Annotated in this window: 19 protein-coding genes and 1 tRNA gene; 12 read left to right on the plus strand and 8 right to left on the minus strand. The window is 70.9% G+C overall.

What is annotated here, in order from left to right; all coding sequences use genetic code 11:
- The first annotated feature begins 21 nt into the window (after positions 1-21).
- The gene (gene galK / locus ABD331_RS05020) at positions 22-1,137 is read left to right on the plus strand and encodes a galactokinase (RefSeq protein ID WP_344471063.1); all 1,116 of its coding nucleotides are present in this window, start codon (positions 22-24) and stop codon (positions 1,135-1,137) included.
- A 45-nt stretch (positions 1,138-1,182) separates the two neighbouring features.
- Here the strand turns inward: galK and ABD331_RS05025 are convergent, their stop codons facing one another.
- Positions 1,183-1,959: an enoyl-CoA hydratase-related protein gene (locus tag ABD331_RS05025; RefSeq protein ID WP_344471064.1), complete on the minus strand. Its 777-nt coding sequence runs from the start codon at positions 1,957-1,959 to the stop codon at positions 1,183-1,185.
- A 47-nt stretch (positions 1,960-2,006) separates the two neighbouring features.
- Between ABD331_RS05025 and ABD331_RS05030 the strand changes: the two genes are divergently transcribed.
- The gene (locus tag ABD331_RS05030) at positions 2,007-2,861 is read left to right on the plus strand and encodes a tyrosine-protein phosphatase (RefSeq protein ID WP_344471065.1); all 855 of its coding nucleotides are present in this window, start codon (positions 2,007-2,009) and stop codon (positions 2,859-2,861) included.
- Here ABD331_RS05030 and ABD331_RS05035 read toward each other — a convergent pair.
- From ABD331_RS05035 to ABD331_RS05045, 3 genes are all read right to left on the minus strand, one after another.
- The gene (locus tag ABD331_RS05035; protein WP_344471066.1) at positions 2,778-3,911 is read right to left on the minus strand and encodes a nitric oxide synthase oxygenase; all 1,134 of its coding nucleotides are present in this window, start codon (positions 3,909-3,911) and stop codon (positions 2,778-2,780) included. The genes ABD331_RS05030 and ABD331_RS05035 overlap by 84 nt on opposite strands.
- Before the next feature lie 590 nt (positions 3,912-4,501).
- Positions 4,502-4,921, minus strand: a complete 420-nt coding sequence (locus ABD331_RS05040) for a hypothetical protein (protein WP_344471067.1) — start codon at positions 4,919-4,921, stop codon at positions 4,502-4,504.
- Between the two features lie 119 nt (positions 4,922-5,040).
- Positions 5,041-5,484 carry a hypothetical protein gene (locus tag ABD331_RS05045; protein ID WP_344471068.1) on the minus strand — a complete coding sequence of 148 codons (444 nt, stop codon included), beginning with the start codon at positions 5,482-5,484 and terminating at the stop codon, positions 5,041-5,043.
- Positions 5,485-6,112: 628 nt separating this feature from the next.
- Between ABD331_RS05045 and ABD331_RS05050 the strand changes: the two genes are divergently transcribed.
- Positions 6,113-6,901 carry a hypothetical protein gene (locus ABD331_RS05050; RefSeq protein WP_344471069.1) on the plus strand — a complete coding sequence of 263 codons (789 nt, stop codon included), beginning with the start codon at positions 6,113-6,115 and terminating at the stop codon, positions 6,899-6,901.
- 65 nt (positions 6,902-6,966) lie between these two features.
- Positions 6,967-7,431, plus strand: a complete 465-nt coding sequence (locus ABD331_RS05055; RefSeq protein WP_344471070.1) for a hypothetical protein — start codon at positions 6,967-6,969, stop codon at positions 7,429-7,431.
- Positions 7,432-7,604: 173 nt separating this feature from the next.
- Here ABD331_RS05055 and ABD331_RS05060 read toward each other — a convergent pair.
- Positions 7,605-7,676 (minus strand) — tRNA-Asn (locus ABD331_RS05060).
- A gap of 127 nt (positions 7,677-7,803) precedes the next feature.
- On the opposite strand from ABD331_RS05060, the gene ABD331_RS05065 reads away from it, so the two are divergent.
- Complete coding sequence (locus tag ABD331_RS05065; protein ID WP_344471071.1) at positions 7,804-8,121, plus strand: YtxH domain-containing protein; 318 nt, start codon at positions 7,804-7,806, stop codon at positions 8,119-8,121.
- A 356-nt stretch (positions 8,122-8,477) separates the two neighbouring features.
- On the opposite strand, the gene ABD331_RS05070 is transcribed toward ABD331_RS05065, so the two are convergent.
- The 3 genes from ABD331_RS05070 to ABD331_RS05080 are packed head-to-tail and all read right to left on the minus strand — an operon-like array spanning position 8,478 to position 10,413.
- Positions 8,478-8,951 (minus strand): hypothetical protein, encoded by a 474-nt coding sequence (locus tag ABD331_RS05070; protein ID WP_344471072.1) that lies wholly within the window; start codon positions 8,949-8,951, stop codon positions 8,478-8,480.
- Positions 8,948-10,222 carry an amylo-alpha-1,6-glucosidase gene (locus ABD331_RS05075; protein WP_344471073.1) on the minus strand — a complete coding sequence of 425 codons (1,275 nt, stop codon included), beginning with the start codon at positions 10,220-10,222 and terminating at the stop codon, positions 8,948-8,950. The genes ABD331_RS05070 and ABD331_RS05075 overlap by 4 nt, the downstream gene beginning before the upstream one ends.
- 32 nt (positions 10,223-10,254) lie before the next feature.
- Positions 10,255-10,413 (minus strand): hypothetical protein, encoded by a 159-nt coding sequence (locus ABD331_RS05080; RefSeq protein WP_187414428.1) that lies wholly within the window; start codon positions 10,411-10,413, stop codon positions 10,255-10,257.
- Between the two features lie 177 nt (positions 10,414-10,590).
- Here ABD331_RS05080 and ABD331_RS05085 point away from each other — a divergent pair, with 177 nt between their 5' ends.
- The 7 genes from ABD331_RS05085 to ABD331_RS05115 are packed head-to-tail and all read left to right on the plus strand — an operon-like array spanning position 10,591 to position 18,842.
- A complete protein-coding gene (locus ABD331_RS05085) occupies positions 10,591-11,757 on the plus strand; it encodes a coiled-coil domain-containing protein (RefSeq protein WP_344471074.1) in 1,167 nt (388 codons plus the stop codon).
- Positions 11,754-13,877 (plus strand): tetratricopeptide repeat protein, encoded by a 2,124-nt coding sequence (locus ABD331_RS05090; protein WP_344471075.1) that lies wholly within the window; start codon positions 11,754-11,756, stop codon positions 13,875-13,877. Before ABD331_RS05085 ends, ABD331_RS05090 begins: the two co-directional genes overlap by 4 nt.
- Complete coding sequence (locus ABD331_RS05095) at positions 13,874-14,728, plus strand: PP2C family protein-serine/threonine phosphatase (RefSeq protein WP_344471076.1); 855 nt, start codon at positions 13,874-13,876, stop codon at positions 14,726-14,728. The genes ABD331_RS05090 and ABD331_RS05095 overlap by 4 nt, the downstream gene beginning before the upstream one ends.
- Positions 14,721-16,007: a vWA domain-containing protein gene (locus ABD331_RS05100; RefSeq protein ID WP_344471077.1), complete on the plus strand. Its 1,287-nt coding sequence runs from the start codon at positions 14,721-14,723 to the stop codon at positions 16,005-16,007. Before ABD331_RS05095 ends, ABD331_RS05100 begins: the two co-directional genes overlap by 8 nt.
- On the plus strand, positions 16,007-16,657 hold the full coding sequence (locus tag ABD331_RS05105; RefSeq protein ID WP_344471078.1) for an FHA domain-containing protein: 651 nt from the start codon (positions 16,007-16,009) through the stop codon (positions 16,655-16,657). The genes ABD331_RS05100 and ABD331_RS05105 overlap by 1 nt, the downstream gene beginning before the upstream one ends.
- Positions 16,654-18,039 carry a hypothetical protein gene (locus ABD331_RS05110; RefSeq protein WP_344471079.1) on the plus strand — a complete coding sequence of 462 codons (1,386 nt, stop codon included), beginning with the start codon at positions 16,654-16,656 and terminating at the stop codon, positions 18,037-18,039. The genes ABD331_RS05105 and ABD331_RS05110 overlap by 4 nt, the downstream gene beginning before the upstream one ends.
- Entirely contained in the window at positions 18,036-18,842 is an 807-nt protein-coding gene (locus ABD331_RS05115) for a transporter substrate-binding domain-containing protein (RefSeq protein ID WP_344471080.1), read from the plus strand. The genes ABD331_RS05110 and ABD331_RS05115 overlap by 4 nt, the downstream gene beginning before the upstream one ends.
- The last annotated feature ends 53 nt before the right edge of the window (positions 18,843-18,895 follow it).

Here is an 18,895-nt window from a genome sequence, read left to right on the forward strand (position 1 = left end):
ATTGTTGAGGAGTGTTCGATTATGCGCGTTGTTGAAGCTTTCAGTGCCGCCTATGGCGCGTCCCCCCGGACGGTCTGGCGTGCTCCCGGCAGGGTCAACCTGATCGGCGAGCACACCGACTACAACGACGGCTTCGTCCTGCCCTTCGCGGTGCCGTGGGGCGTCACGGCGGCCCTCACCCCGCGCGACGACGACACGATCCGCCTCCTCTCCCTCCAGTCCGACTCGGGCGAGCCGGTCACCCTGGCCGGCCGCGAGGAGTCCAGGGGCTGGACCCGCTACGTCGTCGGCGTCCTGGAGATGCTCGGCGACCGGGTCAGGGGCGCCGACATCGCCATCGACGGCGACGTGCCCTCGGGCGCCGGCCTCAGCTCCAGCGCCGCCCTGGAGGTGTCCGTCGCCTCCGCGCTCAACGACGTGCACGGCCTCGGCCTGACGCCGATGGAGCTCGCCCTGCTCAGCCAGAAGGCCGAGAACGACTTCGTCGGCATGCCCTGCGGCATCATGGACCAGGCCGCGTCCGCGCTCTGCGAGGAGGGCCACGCGCTCTTCCTCGACTGCCGCTCCCTCGGCTCCCGCACCATCCCGCTCGACCTGGCCTCGCACGGCCTGAGCATGCTCATCATCGACACGCAGGTCCACCACGAGCACGCCGGCGGCGAGTACGCCAAGCGCCGCGCCGAGTGCGAGTCGGCCGCCCGCAAGCTCGGCGTCGCCGCCCTGCGCGACGTCACCGACCTCGCGGGGGCCCTCGCCCGGCTCCAGGGCGACGAGCGCAAGCGCGTCGAGCACATCGTCACCGAGAACCACCGCGTCGAGGCCCTCGTCGGGCTGCTGCGCGCGGGCGCCGTCACCGAGATCGGCGCCCTGCTCAACGCCTCCCACCTGTCGCTCAGGGACCTGTACGAGGTCTCCTCACCCGAGCTCGACGTGGCCGTCGAGGCCTCCATCAGGGGCGGGGCCCGCGGCGCACGCATGACGGGCGGCGGCTTCGGCGGGTCGGCGATCGCGCTGGTGCCGCTGGAGCGCCTCGACAGCGTCAAGGAGTCGGTGCTGAACGCCTACGCCGAGCGCGGCTTCAAGGAGCCCCGCTTCCTGCCCGCCACCCCCGCCCCCGGGGCCCACCGCCTCTCCTGACGGCCTTTACCGCGGCTTTCTACAGCGGCTCTTCTACAGCGGTTTCTACAGCGGCGGGAAGTTCGGCGGGCGGCGCTCCAGGAAACTGGCGACGCCCTCCGCGAAGTCCGGCCGCCCGAAGGAGGCGAGCATCTCCTGCGTGGCGGCCTTGGCGGACTCCTCCAGCGTGGTGTCCCAGTCGTGCCACACCTGCCGCTTGATCACCGCCATGGACGCGGGCGAGCTGTACGCCGCCAGCTCCCTCGCGTAGCCCGTGGCCTCCTCCAGCAGCGTCCCGCCCGGCACCGCGCAGTTGGCCAGGCCCAGCTCGAACGCCTCCTGCCCGGTGAACACCCGCCCCGACAGCAGGACGTCCATCGCCCGCTGCTGCCCCATGATCCGCGGCAGCACCCACGACAGCCCGTACTCGGCGATCAGGCCGCGGCGCGGGAAGGCCGTCGTCCACTTGGCCTCCGCGGCCGTGAAGACGATGTCGCAGACGAGCGCGTGCACCATGCCGAGCCCGGCGCAGGCGCCGTTGACGGCTGCCACGATGGGCTTGCGGATGGTCGTGGGGAAGGTGTTGGGCCGCGGGTCGGGCACTCCGTCGTACGAGCCGCTCTGGATCGCGTTCAGCGTCTTGAAGTCGGCGCCCGAGCAGAACCCCTTGCCCGCGCCGGTGACCACCACGGCCCGCACGTCCGGGTTCTTCTCCGCCTCGGCCAGCAGGTCGAAGTAGCGCCGCCCCATGGCGTCGGTCCAGGCATTGAGCGTGTCCGGCCGGTTGAAGGTCAGCGTGAGCACGCCCTCGTCGTCGAGGGCGGAGAGCACTAGGTCCACCATGACTCCAACAGAACCATCTTCTAGTGCGGGATGGCAAGGTGGGACACATGGAGCGAGACCTGATGTGGGACGGCTGCGGCAACGTCCGCGACCTGGGCGGCCTGACGGCGGCGGGCGGGCGGCGCACCCGCTGGGGCGCGGTGGTGCGCTCCGACACGCCCGACCGGCTCAGCCCCGACGGATGGGCGGCGGCAGCGGCCCACGGCGTACGCACCATCGTCGACCTGCGCAACCCCGGTGAGCACCGCGCCGCACCCGGCCTGCGCCCGCCCGGCATGACCGTCGTCAGCGTGCCCCTCGACCGCCTCGACGACCCCGACCGCCCCCGCTACGGCGGAACACCCCTCTACCTGCGGCCCTTCATGGACCGCTGGCCCGCCCTCTGCGCCGCTCCCCTGCGCGCCATCGCCACGGCCCCGCCCGGCGGGGTGCTGGTGCACTGCGTGGCGGGGCGGGACCGTACGGGGCTGGTGGCCATCCTGCTGCTCGCGCTGGCCGGGGTCGGGCACCGCGACATCCTGGACGACTACCAGCACTCCACGCGGCGTCTCAGCGCGCTGTACGCCCGGCTGGGCGAGCCCGACGACGACCTGCGCGTACGGGCCCGCCTGACCGCCGCAGGAACCACCACCGCGGAGGTGATCCTGGCGCTGCTGTCGGGGCTGGACGTGGCGGCCTACCTGGCGTCCGGCGGCCTGACCGCCGCCGAACTGACCGCCCTGCGCACCCGCTTCACAGAGGACGCCCACGCGCCTTCGGACGGCCCGGCGGCGCGGGGCGACTCAGCGGCGCAGGGGAACTCAGCGGCGCAGGGGGACTCAGCGGCCGTGGTGGACGAAGGCGGGCGTCAGGACGCTGTTGTCGTAGTAGCGATGGAAGACGGGCGTGGCACTGCCGGATAGCGGCGGCACGATCCACGACCAGTCCGCCGGGCACACCCGCCCCGCCTTCTCCTCCTTCGACAGGTGCGTCAGGAAGCGGCGCGACTCCGTGTGGTGATCGGTCACGGTGACCCCGGCCCGCTCGAACGAGTGCAGCACCGCCACGTTCAACTCCACCAGCGCGTGGTCGCGCCACAGGGTGCGCTCGGTGGAGGTGTCCAGCCCCAGCCGCTCCGCCACCACCGGAAGCTGGTCGTACCTGTCACTGTCCGCCAGGTTGCGCGCCCCGATCTCGGTGCCCATGTACCAGCCGTTGAAGGGCGCGCACGGGTAGCAGATGCCGCCGATCTCCAGACACATGTCCGAGATGGCAGGCACCGCATGCCAGCGCAGCCCAAGCTCCTCGAACCACGCGTAATCGGGATGCACCAGCGGCACCTCCAGCACGGCGTCCCCGGGCACGTTGCACAGCAGCGGATCACCGATCGCCGGCTGCACGATCAGCGGCAGCACGTCGAACCGCCCGCCCCGCCCCCGCCACCCCAGCGCCCTGGCCGTCTCGGTGAGCGCGACGTTACGCGGATCCCCCACGACCCCCTCGGACGTCCGGTAACCGGCGTACCGCACGAGCTGGTCGTTCAGCAGCCGGGGCCCGCGCAGCGCGGGCGTGTCCGGCGGCAGGACGGTGACGGTGGGCCTGATCTTCCCGCTCGCCGTGGCATCCCGCAGATGCGCCACGCACTCCAGCGCCACCCCCTCGGCCGTGCTCACCTGCCTGCGGTCGCGCACCTTCAGCGAGCGCCAGTACAGCCGCCCGATGCACCGGTTGCTGTTGCGCCACGCCACCTGCGCGCCGAACTCCAGCTCCTCGTAGGTGTGCGTGTAGGTCCCGTAGCGGGCCACGTCCCTGGCGACGTCGCGCAGGCGGGCATGCAGTCCTCCCGCCGAGGAGTTCTCGGCGTGATAGAGCCTGATGAAGCGTTCCGCCTCCCGCAGGTCGGTGGTGCGCTCGATCACCGCCTGGGCGGCGAGCACGTCGAAGGGGCGAAGGGTTCTGATCCAGGTACGCACGCGGCAACCAGCACTTCTCCGTCATCGGAGCGCCCCGCCGATTCCGGGTCGGCGGCACCTCCTCGTTGGGGCGCCCTCTCCTCGCCACCGACACGACTACCCGCGGCTCCGGCCCCTGCGACCGGCCCTCCCATTTTCCGTATCGCGCCCTGCTTTGTCCGGCGAACCCGAAAACGTGTCACCAACGGATTACCAGGCGTTAAGTCGGCTGCGGCCGCTTTGCCAGCCACCCGCTCCAGACGACCCGCGCCCTTGAAAGCCCGCGCCCTCCAAACGACCGCCCCCGCCCGACCCGGGCCTCCTACACAACCCGCGGCTCCCGCACAACCCGCGGCTCCCGCAACCCGCTCCTCCCGCATGCCCCGCAGGCGTCATGCGCCCCGCAGGCGTCATGGCCTTATGCCCCCCGCACCCCTTATGCGCCCCGCACGCCTTATGCGCCCCGCACGCCTTATGCGCCCCGCACGCCTTATGCGTCGCCGCGCCCCCGACTGACCTGCCGCACCCCCAGCTGACGTGCCGCGCCTCCGGACTGACCGCCCGGAGGCGCGACTTCGCCCTCCCCACCCGCTACTCGCTCTTGCTACTCGCTACTTGCTCCAGACGCACGTGAGGTGAATGACCCGGCTGTGCTGCCACCGCTTCCCCGCGATCTTCTTCTTCACCACCTCACGAGGCAGCTTCTTCGCCGGGACGCTGATCGACAGCCGGTCCTCCGGCACGACCGCCACACCGTCCTCAAAGGAGGTGTCGGCGAACTCGCGCTCGATGTACCGCTCCTCGACGAGCTCGGCCACCTTGGCCTTGGAGAGCTTCACGACCTTGCCGTCGCTCATCCAGCACGTCAGCCTGCCGCCGCGGAACCACGGCCCCTCGTGCGCCTCGACGGCGACGTCGCCGTCCCCGCCGTGCACCCTGACGGGGCCGTCGTCTGCCAGCGCCGAGCCGGCCATGACACCCAGCCCGAGCACGGCGGACGTGGCGACGATCGCGAGGCGTCGCTTCAACATGGGAACTCCCTCCCCGAGACGATTCGACAGCCCCGAGGGTCACCCCCTGCGCCTGAAGTCAGCCTGAAGAGCCCCAAAGCCCCCTTCAGGTCCGCACGCAAATCGGCGCGCTCAACCCGTCAGACGAAGCGGGCACTGGTGCACACGGCAGCGCTGCCACCGAGCCCGGGCGCCTTCGCACAGGCCTTGTACCCGTACTTGTGAATAGACCGGTGGGCGTCGGTGTAGGTGGTGTTGCTGATCATCTTCCGCCGGCTCTCCCACTTCTTGGTCGAGGGGTTGTAGACCGAGATGAACAGGTCCATGCCGTTCGCGTCGGAGTCCTTGGGGGCGCGGGCCCAGAAGTAGCTGAGACCGCCGTACTTGCCCACGCGCAGCTGGATCTTGAACGTCTTCTTGGCGACAGTGACCGACTTCTCCGTCACGGTGCCCACCGAGGTGGCATTCGCCCCCGCCGACGAGTTCCAGTAGCTTGCGGCCGATGCGGGCGTGGTGCTCAGCAGCGTGAGACCGGCCAGGGCGGCGGCAGCCGTCGTGGCGCGGGAAATCCAAAGGCTTCTCATGATCGCTTCCGTGTCAGCCCCGTGATCGGGGATCTGCTGTTGTTCGAAGCCCAGCCCAGCAGAAGCCGGTATGCCGCCGGTATGCCGCTCGCCGACGCGCGAGCCACGCGCCCTTCCGGACGGCGCTCCTCACCCGGCTCGACCTCGATCACGTTGGGCCAGGCCAGCCGGTACGTTCCCGGAGACGAGGAGCGGATCCCCGTCGCGCGGCCAGGGCAGGTGGCGGGAGACGAGGCGTCTGAAGCTACCGTCCACGCTGTCGGCCACCCCGCCGGGCCCGCCGTGGGCTGGGTGTGAAGTGACAACGCCAACCGACACTAATGATGAAGATGAGCGCTTCCCACCACACAGCAGAGGTGGTTTCCTTGATCCCGCATGCAGCCCGCCCCTAGAAGAGGAACCGATGAGGTTAGCGAGGCGCGACTCCCGGAGCGGGCTAGCCGCTTTCCTCTTCATCGTCATGCTCACCGCCTGCGCCCCCGCCGTTGCCGTATCAAAGGTCCCGTCCCCAGGACCGACCTGGTACGAAACGAACGAGGAGGTCGCAGCCGATGAGGCATGCCCCAAAGGAAACGGCCCCAGAGGGCTGGACTGCCGCCAGACAGCAGCTCCTGAATTCAACGCGTGCATGGAGCAGCACCAAGTCAAGAACGCAGAAGTTCTATGTCATCGCGCTCTGATCGTCTGGATCGAATGCACAAGCGGCGCACAGTCAAACGCTGTCACCGCTGATATGTGCGACGCTTCGGCCGGCTCCTATCTCTCCTGCCGTACCGAAGCTCCTGCCCGCTCCCACCAAGTCTGCGCGGCAGGCGAACAAGAATACCTGCGCTGCCCCGGATCATACGGCGACCCCTTCGTCGACTGCGGAGACCTGCGGCGTTCCTATTACGAGTGCCGCGACGACCCCAGCGGAAGCGACATGTCCTGCGGCCCTTATCTTGAAGTGCTGAGCGTCTGCCGCACACTGGCGACTGGATGCGCAGACCTGCTCCACAAATTCCTCACCTGCGCAGACGCAGAACTATCCCCCAATGAATGCGCCTTCGGTCAGCGGATGAGGATCTATTGTCTGCGCGACATCAAAGAAGGAGTCTTCCACAGCGCGGACACATGCGACGCTCAATGGCGCCAAGCGCTGACTGAATGCGTGGATGAGGACCAACGCTCTGCTTTGTGCACGATGGGTGCGAGCTGGCGGGACGCGAGCTATTCGATCTGCGAAGGCCCGAAGGGTGTCGCTTATCTTAAAGACCGAGCGACAGAGACACACATCTGCTGGACGGGCGGTCGTGCCGCCGAACTCCTGAATGAGGCGGCGGAAGACATCTGGGAAGACACTTATATGCGCGTGGTTCACGTGAACGGCGAGAACAGCTACGAGGTCATGCACCCCAACGTCGAAGAAACCACATAGAAGGCCCACGGTCCGGCGGGGGCAACTGACGCCGCGACTGTGTCCGGCCCGCTATGGTCTCGATCATGAAAAGGGTCTTCAGCTGGGTACTGGTAGCGGTCGCGAGCCTCTTAGCATTGGCCGGCATTGCCGTCGTGCCTCTGCTCTCCGAATCCTGGGAGCATGAGACGGTTTGCGAGAAGAATTTCGATCGCATCGAAACCGCCCTGGCGTCGTTCGACGTCCTGGCTACCGCCCCAGCCGGCACCACTCCGGACGGCGAGCGCGATCGTTCATGTACCGACACTGATGACCACCACGCCAGCATCAGCCGCTCCTACCGCCCTGCCGGGGAACACAGCTCACGCAAGGACATCGAGTCCTTCTACCGAGACCTTGCGTTGCGCAACGGCTGGAAGCCCCTCTCTGCTGACGAGCCCACGTGTATGGCAAGGGAGGTCGATGGCGCGGAGGTCGGTCTCGAAGTGTGGTTCGACCCCGAATCGAAGGACACCTCGTACGCGGTGATCGCGTCAACCTGGCCCTGCTGAAGCAACCGACCCTGGTCTTCACCCGCAACGACGGGACCATACGGGGGCTCGCGCCTCAGGCACTCGGCTCATACCGGTCACCGGCACCAGATCGGTCGGTCATCGCTCATGCGGCCCCGGAACGACTCAGGCCCCCATCTCTGTGGTCAGAGGCGAGGGCCGGAGTTGCGGAGCTCCCGCGATAGGACTCGAACCTATAACCTGCCGGTTAACAGCCGGCTGCTCTGCCGTTGAGCTACGCGGGATCGAACTTGTTTGCCCACTTCGCCGGGGCGGTTGGCCCCTTCGTCGTGCGCAGGAATAGATTAGCGCACTCAGGGAGTGCGTGTCGCATCGCGAGCGGGGTAGGCCCGGAGACAGCGGAGGTGCAAGATGCGATATCGAATGACATTCGCTGTTGGTCTGGCTGTCGGGTACGTGCTGGGCAGCCGGGCTGGACGCGAACGGTACGAGCAGATCAAGCGGACGGCGCAACGCGTCGCCGACAATCCCCGGGTGCAGGAAGTGGCCGGGGTGGTCGGGGCGCAGGCCACGAGGTTCGCCGGGGTGGCCAGGTCGAAGGTGGGGGGCACGCTGCAGCAGCGGATCCCGTTCCTCCACTCTGACGGGCATCAGCCCGAGACCGGCACCGGCTGGCCCGGCGAGGACGTCGCGGATCAGAAGGCCCGTGAGAGCGGGATCCCCTACTGATCGTCTGCTGATCTGACGCGCACGACGCGGGAGCGGCATGGGCATGACAGGCCTCACACCCCCGCACGCCTGAGACCCGGGCTCATGCCGCTGCCCGCCGTCATGCCGCGAAGACTGCGAAGACCGCGAAGACCGCGAAGACCGCGAAGACTGCGAAGACGACGTCAGGCGCGCCCAAGCGCCAAGCGCCGCGCGTGCGAAGGTCCTTCAGAAGCGCCCAAGCGCCGCCGCGTGCGAAGGTCCTCGGACGCGCCCAAGCGCCGCCGTACGGAAGAAGAAGGCCTCAGACGCGCTCAAGCCCCGCCGTACGAAAGAAGGCCTCAGACGCGCTCAAGCCCCGCCGTGCGGAGAGGGCCTCAGACGCCCATGCTCCGCCGCACCCCCTCCAAAGCCTGTTCGGCCTGCGCCCGCAACCCCGGATCCGCCGGATCGAGGCCATCATCGAAGACCAGCGTCCACCCGAGCACCTCACCCCCAGGCCGCCGCCGAGCCACCAGCCGCACCCCACCCCTCCCCGGCAGGCTGACGTGCTTGTTGACGACGATGGTGGAGTTGACCCGCTCCCGCACGGTCTCAGGCAGCATGCGCGGCTCGGTGACCCGCTCGAAGTGACGCGAACCGTCGGTGGTGAGCACCCGGACGCCTTCCTCGTCCCAGGAGGCTTTGTCGATCTCCTCGTACGGCACCCGCGTCCCATCAGAAAGGTGCAGTGCGAGGTTGGTGGCCACCACATGACCGTCGGCGCCCTGGGCGAAGGTCAGCACCCGCTCCCCCCGCTCCACGGCGAGGGTTTTGCGCACTTCGGCGGGCAGGCGGCGAAAGATGCTCATTCCCCTACGGTATCGGCGAGCAGATCCAGGGTCAGCGCCGCGCTCCAGGAGAAGTCCCTGCAGCCCCGGCCGCTGCCGTCGAAGGGGTCGAAGCATTCGCGGAAGCCGGCCTGGCGGACCAGGCGCAGGGTGCCGTTGGTGAGTTGCTGGCCGAGGTGGTCGAGGGAGTGGACGGCGGCGGCGCGGCGCAGCAGCCAGTTGGTGTTCACCCAGGAGGGTCCGCGCCAGTAGCGGGTGCGGTCGAACTGGGAGGCGCGGATCTCGCAGCTGGGCACGGGGTAGCCGGTGGCGCCCATGAACCTGGCCGACTCCAGCACCTCGACGGCGGCGTGCAGGCGGTCGGTGGGGAGACCGGGGTCGAGGAGGGGGCCGAAGGCGCCGACGGTGCACACGCGGATGAGCCGCCCGGCGCGCAGGTCCCTGGCGTAGAAGCAGCCGTCCCACAGGCGGTCGAGGATGGCCTGTCTGAGGCGTTCGGCGTGCTCGGCGTGCGGCACGGGGTCGGCGCCGGCCAGCGGGGCCAGCTCGGCCATGGCCTGGCAGGAGGCCAGCCAGATGCCGTTGAACATGGGGTCCTCGACGGCGAACGGGTGCTCGTCGCGCAGGTATTCGGGGCTGTATCCGGCGTCGCGGTAGCGCATGGCCAGCCAGACGTAGCGGTCGTGGTCGCTGTCGGGGTGGCGTTCGTCCATCTCGACGTTGCGGTAGCCGTACCTGATCACGGGCAGCGCGTCGAGCGGCCCGTCCCAGGCCGGGCTGTCGTCCATGCCCGACTCCCAGGGGTGCACGATCGCGGCCAGCCCGGCGCCGCCGAGGTCGCGCGCCGAGGAGAGGTACGCGTGCTGCGCCTCCAGCGCGGGGAACGCCTTCCTGACGAACGCGGCGTCGCCCGTGTGCCGGTAGAACCACCACAGCGCCAGCGCGTGCAGCGGCGGCGAGGTGAGGCCCGAGGTGAGCACCTGCGGCGCGGCGTCGTTCTCCTGCGAGCGCCACACGGACGGCCCGGGGAAGTACGCCTCGCGGGTGTGGAAGACGATGTGCGGCACCATGCCTGTCGCCCACTGCCCCCGCAGCAGGCTGAGCAGCTCGTCGCGGGCCCGGTCCGGCCGATGCCTGGCCAGGCCGATGACGACGAACGCGGAGTCCCAGCTCCACTGGTGGGGATAGAGCCCTGGTGCGGGCACGGTGCCAGCGCCTGTCCAGTTCGCCTCGAGCACGGCCAGCGCCTCACGCCCGAGCGCGGCATCGTCTACCGCGGGCCGCGCCTCCATCACCCAACTATGACTGGGGATCTGTCAGGAAGCTATGTCCTCTTCAGCCACTTCGACAGGAACATGACGCCGAGCACCACGGCGCCGATGACGAGCCCCCACTTGAGCAGCGTGAGGGCGAAGCCCACCAGGGGGCCGAGCAGCACGAGCGCGGCGACGACGGCCGCGACGATCAGAAGAATACGTCCCATGCCCATGACGCTAAGAGATCGTTAAGCGGTTTGCAGGCGACCCGGGGTTCAATCAGGGACAAGTCAGGGGTCCCCCGGAGCCAAAGGAACTAAAGCCCGCGCGACCGCCGTTGGGCGGGTATAAACGGGGCATCGGGGGGCCTCTTCACGGGGAGCGTGATGAGCCTGGGACCACCAATGAGCAGGGAAGGCGCAGAGCATGCGCTCCGTGCCCGCGCGGACGAGCGCGACCGCATCTCAGGCGACCTGCTCGATCTCGAATCGCACACCACCTACCAGCTGATCAGGGGCGCGTCCTTACGGGGGGCGACCGAGCGGCGCTGGGCCGCGGCCCAGGAGGCGCTGACCGCGCTGTGGTCGCTGAACGACGCCTACCGCGCGGTGCTGCGGGAGGCGGAGCAGGTCAGGGCGACGCGTGCCCGTCTGGGCGCCGACCAGCTCGCCCGGCTGACCGAGCTGCTGGGCGGCGCCTGCGTGGTGGTGCGCGCCGCGGCCAAGCCGGTCGAGCAGCGCTCGCTGCTTCCGCAGGCGGACGAGCGGCTGACGCTGGACGAGGCCGTGACGCGGATGGACACCGCCTTCCGCGAGGTCACGGCCACGCTGAACGACATCGACGCGGTGTGGACGTCCGTGCTGCCCCGCCTCGACGACGCCGACGCCGACCTGCGCAAGGTCAGGGAGCTGGAGCGGGAGCTGGGTGAGGCGGCCGATCTGTCCGGCCAGGAGGCGGAGCTGCGGCGGATCCGCGCCGCGGTGGTCGAGGACCCGCTCGGCCCCTCCGTCGAGCAGGATCTGGACCGGCTGGCCCGGCTGCTGGCCGGCGTCCGCGCGGAGGTCGAGCTGGCGTTCGTGGTCAAGGGTGAGTACGCCCGGCGCCGCGAGAACCTGCTGGCCGAGCTCGACCGGGTGCGGGCGGCCGAGAGCGAGACCAGGCTGGCGCACGGCGCGGTCGTCGTGAAGATCGCCCTGCCGCCCCAGGCGCAGCCGCGCAGCAGGGTCGACGGGCTGGCCGGGGCGCTGGACGCGCTCGACGCCTCCGCCGACACCTGGGTGCAGCGCGCCAAGCGGCTGTCGGCCCTGGAGGAGAACGCCCGTACGGCCGCCGAGCAGGCACTGACGACGGCGAAGGCGCTCTACGGGCTGGTCGGCCGGCGCGACGAGCTGCGCGGCAGGCTCGGCGCCTGCCAGGTGATGGCCGTCCGCAAGGGCCTGGCCGAGGATCCGGCCGTCATGGAGCTGTACGAGCGGGCGCGCGCCCTGTTGTGGAGCGCGCCCTGCGACCTGACGAGGGCGGCCACGGCCGTCGAGAACTACCAGCGCGCGATCTCCGGAGGTAAGCGATGACCCGCTGCGCGCAGCCCGGCTGCACCGGGACGATCGAGGACGGCTACTGCGACCTCTGCGGCCACGCGGCGGTCTCACCTTCGATCCCCTCATCGGCGCCCTCCGCACCTGTGCGGACCCAGCCGGTGGGCAGCAGGCCGATGAGCGGGCCGGTGAGCAGCGGCCGGTCGCGGGCCGGCGTGCTGGCCACCGTCGCCGACCTGCCGTCCGTTCCCTACCGCGACCCGGCGACCGCCGTCATGGCCAAGCCGGAGGTGCCCGAGGACAAGCGGTTCTGCGCGAACCCGGCGTGCGGGGAGCCGGTCGGACGTTCCAGGGACGGGCGTCCGGGGCTGACGGACGGGTTCTGCCCGCACTGCCGCACCCAGTTCTCCTTCACCCCGAAGCTGGACAAGGGCGACCTGGTGGCCGGCCAGTACCGGGTGCTGGGCTGCCTGGCGCACGGCGGGCTCGGCTGGATCTACCTGGCCTCCGACGAGAACCTCGACGGCCGCTGGGTGGTGCTGAAGGGCCTGCTCAACACGATGGACGCGGAGGCGATCGCGGCGGCGGAGGCCGAGCGCAAGTTCCTGACCACGCTCGACCACCCGAACATCGTCAAGATCCACAACTTTCAGCGCTCGTCCGGCCACGGCTACATCGTCATGGAGTACGTCGGCGGCCAGTCCCTGCACGAGCTGCGCCGCCAGGGCACGCTGCCGCTGCGCGAGGTGCTCATGTACGGCAGGGAGATCCTGCACGCGTTCGCGTACATGCACGAGAACCAGAAAGTCTACTGCGACCTCAAGCCCGCGAACGTGATCCGGGTCGGCAAGCGGCTCAAGCTCATCGACATGGGCGCGGTGCAGCCGTTCGGCTCGCCGGTGGGCTCGTCGTGGGGCACGGTCGGCTACCACGCCCCCGAGCTGGACACGAGGCCGTCGTCGGTGAACACCGACCTCTACACCGTGGCCAGGACGCTGGCGGTGCTGGCGGTCCCCGGCTGGAGCCCGGCCAAGGGCGGCGTGGCCAGCCCGCTGCCGGACGACTGCGGGCACCCGTCGTTCACCCGGCTGCTGCACAAGGCGGCCGCCGTGAACCCGGCCGAGCGGTTCCAGAGCGCCGAGGAGATGGAGGAGCAGCTCGTCGGCGTGCTGCGCGAGGTCAGCGCGCTGGAGGAGGGGGTGCCTTACCCTGCGCTGTCCACGCTGTTCGGGCCCGAGCGCCGAGCGGTCGGGACGGCGCTGGCGGAGTCGGACGCGGAGGTGTTCGGGCCGCTCGACCCGGTGGCGGTGGCGCGGGCGCTGCCGGTGCCGCTGGTGGACCCGCTCGACCCGGCGGCCGGCTCGCTGGCGGGGCTGATCGGGCGCGACGGCAGGGAGCTGATCGACCAGCTCGCCGCGATGCCGCAGACCCCCGAGACCAGGCTCATGCGGGTCAGGCTGCTGGCCGAGTCGGGTGCGGCGGAGACGCCGGTCGCGCTGCGCGAGCTGGACCGCGAGCTGCCCGGTGACTGGCGGCTCGCCTGGTACCGGGGGGTGCTGGCGATGTCCACCGGGCAGGCGGACGAGGCGGTGCGGCAGTTCGACGGATGCCTGTCGGCGCTGCCCGGCGAGACGGCGCCCAAGCTGGCGCTGGCGTTCGCGCTGGAGAGCGCGGGCAAGCCGGCCGCCCCCTGGTACGACCTGGTCTGGCGGACCGACAGGACCTACGTGAGCGCGGCGTTCGGGCTGGCCAGGTCGGGCCGGATGGGCACGCTGGACGAGGTGCCCGCCACATCGGTCTACCGGGTGGCGGCGCAGGTGGCGCTGGCGGCCTCGGTGGTGCGGCGGCCCGACGTGAGCGCGGTGCGGCCCGCCGACCTGGTGGGCGCGGTCGAGCGGGTGACGCAGCAGGCCGACCTCGATCCGCGCCGCCGCGACCTGCTCGTCGCTGAGCTGCTGGGCGGGGCGCTGGCGTGGCTGGAGAGCAACCCGCCGCCCAAGGACCTGCGGCTGGCCGACGCGCCGTTCACCGAGACGGGGCTGCGGCGGCGGCTGGAGTCCCTCTTCAGGAGGCTGGCGGTGGCGGCCGATTCCCGCAGGGAACGGCACGCGCTGATCGACCAGGCGAACGCCGTGCGACCAAGGACGTGGCTGTGAGTCAGAGCGAGAGCGCGGGCGTGTGCCCGGTGTGTGAGGCGCCCGTGCTGGCGGGCGACACCTACTGCGAGGCGTGCGGCCACGCCCTGGGCGCCCCGGCGTGCGCCTCCTGCGGCGCGGCGGCCGTGGACCCGGAGGGGTATTGCGAGCGGTGCGGCGCCCGCCAGCCCACCGGCCGCGACCACGCCGAGATCGTGCTCGCGGAAGCCTCGGGCCGGGGCGCCGCGGCGCTGACCGACAGGGGCCTGCGGCGCAGCAGGAACGAGGACGCGGTGGCGCTGCTGGAGTCCGGCGGCATCACGGTCACCGTGGTCTGCGACGGCGTGGGCAGCTCCCCCAGGGCCGACGAGGCCTCGGCGGCGGCCGTCGAGACCGCCTCCGCAGCCCTGGCCAGGGGGCTGTCGCACGAGGAGGCGTTCGAGCTGGCCGGCCGCGCCGTGACCAAGCTGGCCACCTCCGTGGACGACGCCCCCGCCTGCACCTACATCGCCGCCGTGGCCGGTCGGGACGGCGCGGTCTCGCTGGCCTGGGCCGGTGACACGCGCGCGTACCTGCTGCCCTCGGGCACGCCGCTGACGCGGGACGACGCGGTGGAGACCGGCGAGATCACCGCGTGGCTCGGCGCCGACGCCGAGGACGCGGGCCCGCACGTCCGCACGCTCCCGCCTGGTACGCCGGGGCTGCTGCTGATCTGCAGCGACGGCCTGTGGCGCTACCTGGACGGCTACGACTTTCCCACCACGGGGACCCCCCTGGAGATGGCCCGCGAGATGCTGCGACACGCGCTGGGCCGCGGCGGCCAGGACAACGTGACGATCGCCTTGATCCCCCTAGGAGAAGCGCATGGGTGACCAGCCCGCTTTCACGCTGAACATCGACCAGAACAAGTACCTCCCCCTTGACGGCCGTGAGGTGCACGCCATCCTCACCATCGGCTCCACGGGCGGGGCGACCGTCCAGGCGGCGCCTGCCGAGGCGGCCGAGGTGATCATCATTGACACGTCGGGCTCGATGAGCGGCAGCAAGATCCGCGAGGCCCGTCAGGCGGCGGCCACGGCCGTGCGGACGCTGCGCGACGGCGTGCACTTCGCGGTGGTGGCCGGCACGGAGCGGGCCACGGTCGTCTATCCGGGCGGCCACGCGAACCTGGTCAGGGCCAGCCCGGCGACCAGGGCCGAGGCGGAGCGGGCGATCAGCAGGCTGAGCGCGCACGGCGGCACCGCGATCGGCGAGTGGCTCAAGCTGGCCGGCCACCTGCTCACCGCGCACCCCTCGGCGATCAGGCACGCGCTGCTGATGACCGACGGGCAGAACAACGAGCGGCCCGAGGTGTTCGCCTCGGTGCTGGCGGGCTGGAGCGGCAAGTTCGTCTGCGACAGCCTGGGCGTCGGCGACGACTGGGTGCCCGGCGAGCTGCGCAAGGTGGCCGAGGCGATGCTGGGCACGTTTGACTTCGTCCGCAACCAGGGGGATCTGCCGGAGTTCTTCCGGCGGCTGACGCAGACCTCGATGAGCAAGACCGTGGCCGAGCTGTCGCTGCGGGTGTGGGTGCCGCAGACGGCGCAGCTCAAGTTCGTCAAGCAGGTCTCCCCCACGCTGCTCGACCTGACCGGCAAGCGCGCCGACGTCAACCCGCTGACCGGCGACTACCCGACCGGCTCCTGGGGCACGGAGGAGCGCGAGTACCACATCTGCGTCGAGGTGCCGCCCGGCCAGATCGGGCAGGAGATCAGGGCGGGCTGGGTCAAGCTGGTGCGCCCCGACACGCAGGAGGTCGTGGCCAGCGGCAACGTGCTGGCGCAGTGGACCGACGACCTGGCGCAGTCCACCCGCATCAACAGGAAGGTCGCCCACTACACGGGCCAGGCCGAGCTGCACGAGCTGATCCAGGACGGGCTGAGCCTGCGCGCCATGGGCGACGTGGACACCGCCACCGCCCGCCTGGCCAAGGCGCGGCAGCTCGCCAAGGAGTCGGGCCGGGAGGACACCGCCAGGCTGCTGGACAAGGTGGTGGAGGTCGATCCGGCCACGGGCACGGCGCGTCTGCGCAGGAACGTGGACAAGGCCGACGAGATCGAGCTGGACACCGGCTCCGTGCGGACGAGCCGGCTGCGTAAGGAAGGAAGCTGATGGCGACCTGCCCGCAGGGGCACCAGTCGGGCGCCGACGACTACTGCGACGTATGCGGCACCCAGCTCGCCGGCGCCCCGCAGCCCGCCTCCCAGCCGCCCGCACCGGCCGCGGCGCCGGCCCAGCCGGCCGAAGCGTGCCCGATCTGCCAGACGCCGCGCGCCGGGCACTTCTGCGAGGTGTGCGGCCACGACTACACCGGCGCCGCCCCCTCGCAGGTCCCCGCGACGGGGGCGGGTATGGGGGCGCGCTGGGAGGCGGTGACCGCCTCCGACCGCACGTACTACGAGAAGGTGATCGCCGAGGGCGGTCCCGACGCCGCCGCGATGGCGTTCCCGCCGTACTGTCCCGAGCGGTCGTTCGCGCTGCACGGCGAGCAGGTACGCATCGGACGGCGCAGCCGCGCCAGGAACCTGGAGCCGGAGATCGACCTGTCCGGCCCGCCCGAGGACCCGGGCGTGTCGCACCTGCACGCCGTGCTGCTGGGCCAGCCCGACGGCACCTGGATGCTGGTGGACCCTGGCTCGGCGAACGGCACGCAGGTCAACGGCAGGACGCTCAAGGTGAACGTGCCGGTCGCGGTCGGCCCTGGCGACCGCATCCATCTGGGCGCCTGGACGGTCATCACGATCAGGGAGGGGACGCCGTGACCGTGGTGCGGACCTCGCCGTCCGCCCCCGTCCCCGCCGCTCCCCCTCCCGCGCCGGTACGGCAGCGCAGCGTCCCCGGCAGGATCCGGGTCATCTCCGGCATCACGGTCGCCTCGCTGGCCCTGCTCTTCGCCGCGCTCGCGGTCGGCAGCTCCAGCGCCCGCGAGGGGCTGCGGGTCATCGGCCGCGACGCGGGGCCGCAGGTGGTCGCCACCGCCGGGCTCTACCTGGCGCTGAGCGACATGGACGCGCAGGTCGCCAACGTGCTCGTGATGGGCGAGGCGTACGCGGAGCAGCGCGGGGACGCGCTGGCCAGGTACGAGCGGCAGCGGGCCCAGGCCAACCGGACGCTGCTGCAGGCGTTCGAGCTGTCGGGCGACAACGCGGCAGAGCGCGCCACCGTGCAGTCGGTGCTCGACGGGCTCGGCCGGTACGAGCGGCTGGCCGGCCGGGCGCTGCTGCTGAACGAGCAGTCCGGGCACGCGCCGGGCCCGCCGCCCGCGGAGGTGGTGCGCACCTATCGCGAGGCCACCGACCTGATGCGGATGGTGCTGCTGCCGCAGGCCTACAACCTGACGCTGGAGAGCGGCACGATCGTGCGCGCCACCTACGACGCGCAGACCGTGGTGGCGCCGCTGGTGCGCATCGCGGTCGTGCTGGCCGGGCTGGTGGCGCTGGGCTGCCTGCTGTGGTTGCAGCTCTTCCTGGCGCGGCGCTTCCGGCGGGTCTTCGGGCCCGCGCTGATCGTCGCGACGGTGACGACCGTGGCGGCGCTGTTCGTCGGGGCGAGCGCGCTCGCGCAGGACGAGGAGGACCTGCGCACGGCCAAGTCGGCCGGGTTCGACTCGGTGCTGACGCTGGCCAAGGCGCGGGCGATCAGCAACAGCATGCAGGGCGACCAGAGCCGCTACCTGCTGGACAAGGAGCGGGCCGACACCTACGAGCACACCTACCTGGACCGGTCGCTGGCCGTCATGTACACCGAGGCAGGCAACCTGTCCACCTATCACGGCGCGGTGGCCGCCCACTCGACCGGCTACCTGGGGCTGCTGGGCCCCGAGCTGGTCGGCAGGCAGGGCGAGGAGGTGGCCGCGGCGTACCGGAGCTTCCAGGCGGCCGACAAGGCCTTCCGCGACCTCGCCACGAGCGGCAGGACCAACGAGGCGGTCGCCGCGCGGCTGGCGGGGGTCAGGACGGCGTTCGACGCCTACGACCGGGAGCTGACGGAGCTGGCGGCCACGCACCAGAAGGTGTTCGAGCGCTCGATCATGAGCGGTGAGGGCGCGCTGGACAACCTGTGGCGGCTGCTGCCGTTCGCCATCGGCGCGATCGGGGTGCTGATGGTGGCGGGCGTGTGGCCACGACTCAAGGAGTACAGGTGAAGCGGGTACTCACGGTGTTGCTGCTGGTCGTCTGCGTCGCGGTCACCGGCTGCGGGGTGGGCGGCCAGGAGTCGATCCTGGACAAGGACGAGCTGGTCATCGGGGTCCGTTCGGACCTGCCGTCGGTCGGGTTCCGCAAGAGCGACGGCACGTTCGAGGGCTTCGACGTGGACGTCGCCCGCTACCTGGCGGACAAGCTGGGCAAGGAGGTCACCTTCCTCGGCGTGCTGGCCGCGCAGCGGGAGAAGGTGCTCATCGACGGGCGGGCCGACCTGGTGGTGGCCACGTTCACGATCGACCAGGACCGCAAGCGCAGGGTGCTGTTCGCGGGCCCGTACCACATCTCCTACCAGGACATCCTGATCCGGCCCGACGAGCGGATCGCGAACGTGCGCGACCTGGAGGGGCGCAGGATCTGCGAGGTGCAGGGCTCGAACGCGGCCCAGCGGGTGGTGACGGAGCGCGGGGTGAAGGCGGAGGTGGTGCCGTTCCCCGACTACAGCCGCTGCCTGGCGGCGCTGAAGAGCGAGCAGGTGGACGCGGTCACCACGAACGACGTCATCCTGGCGGGGCTGGCCAAGCAGGACGGGTCGGGGCTGCGGCTGGCCAACGCGCTGTTCAACGAGCAGCGTACGGGGGTCGGCCTGGCCAAGGGCGACGTGGCGGGGTGCGAGGCGGTCAACCGGGCGATCACCCGGATGTATCAGGACGGGACGGCGCAGAAGCTGCTGCGCAAGTGGTTCGGCGAGTCGTGGCTGCAGCGCGGCATCGTCGCGGTGCCGCAGTTCGAGGGCTGCTCGTGAGCGGAGCGGACGTGCGGAGGGGACGGCTCCGGCGGAGCCGTCCCCTCCTTCGC

The organism is Nonomuraea monospora, assembly GCF_039531895.1.
Lineage (GTDB): Bacteria > Actinomycetota > Actinomycetes > Streptosporangiales > Streptosporangiaceae > Nonomuraea > Nonomuraea monospora.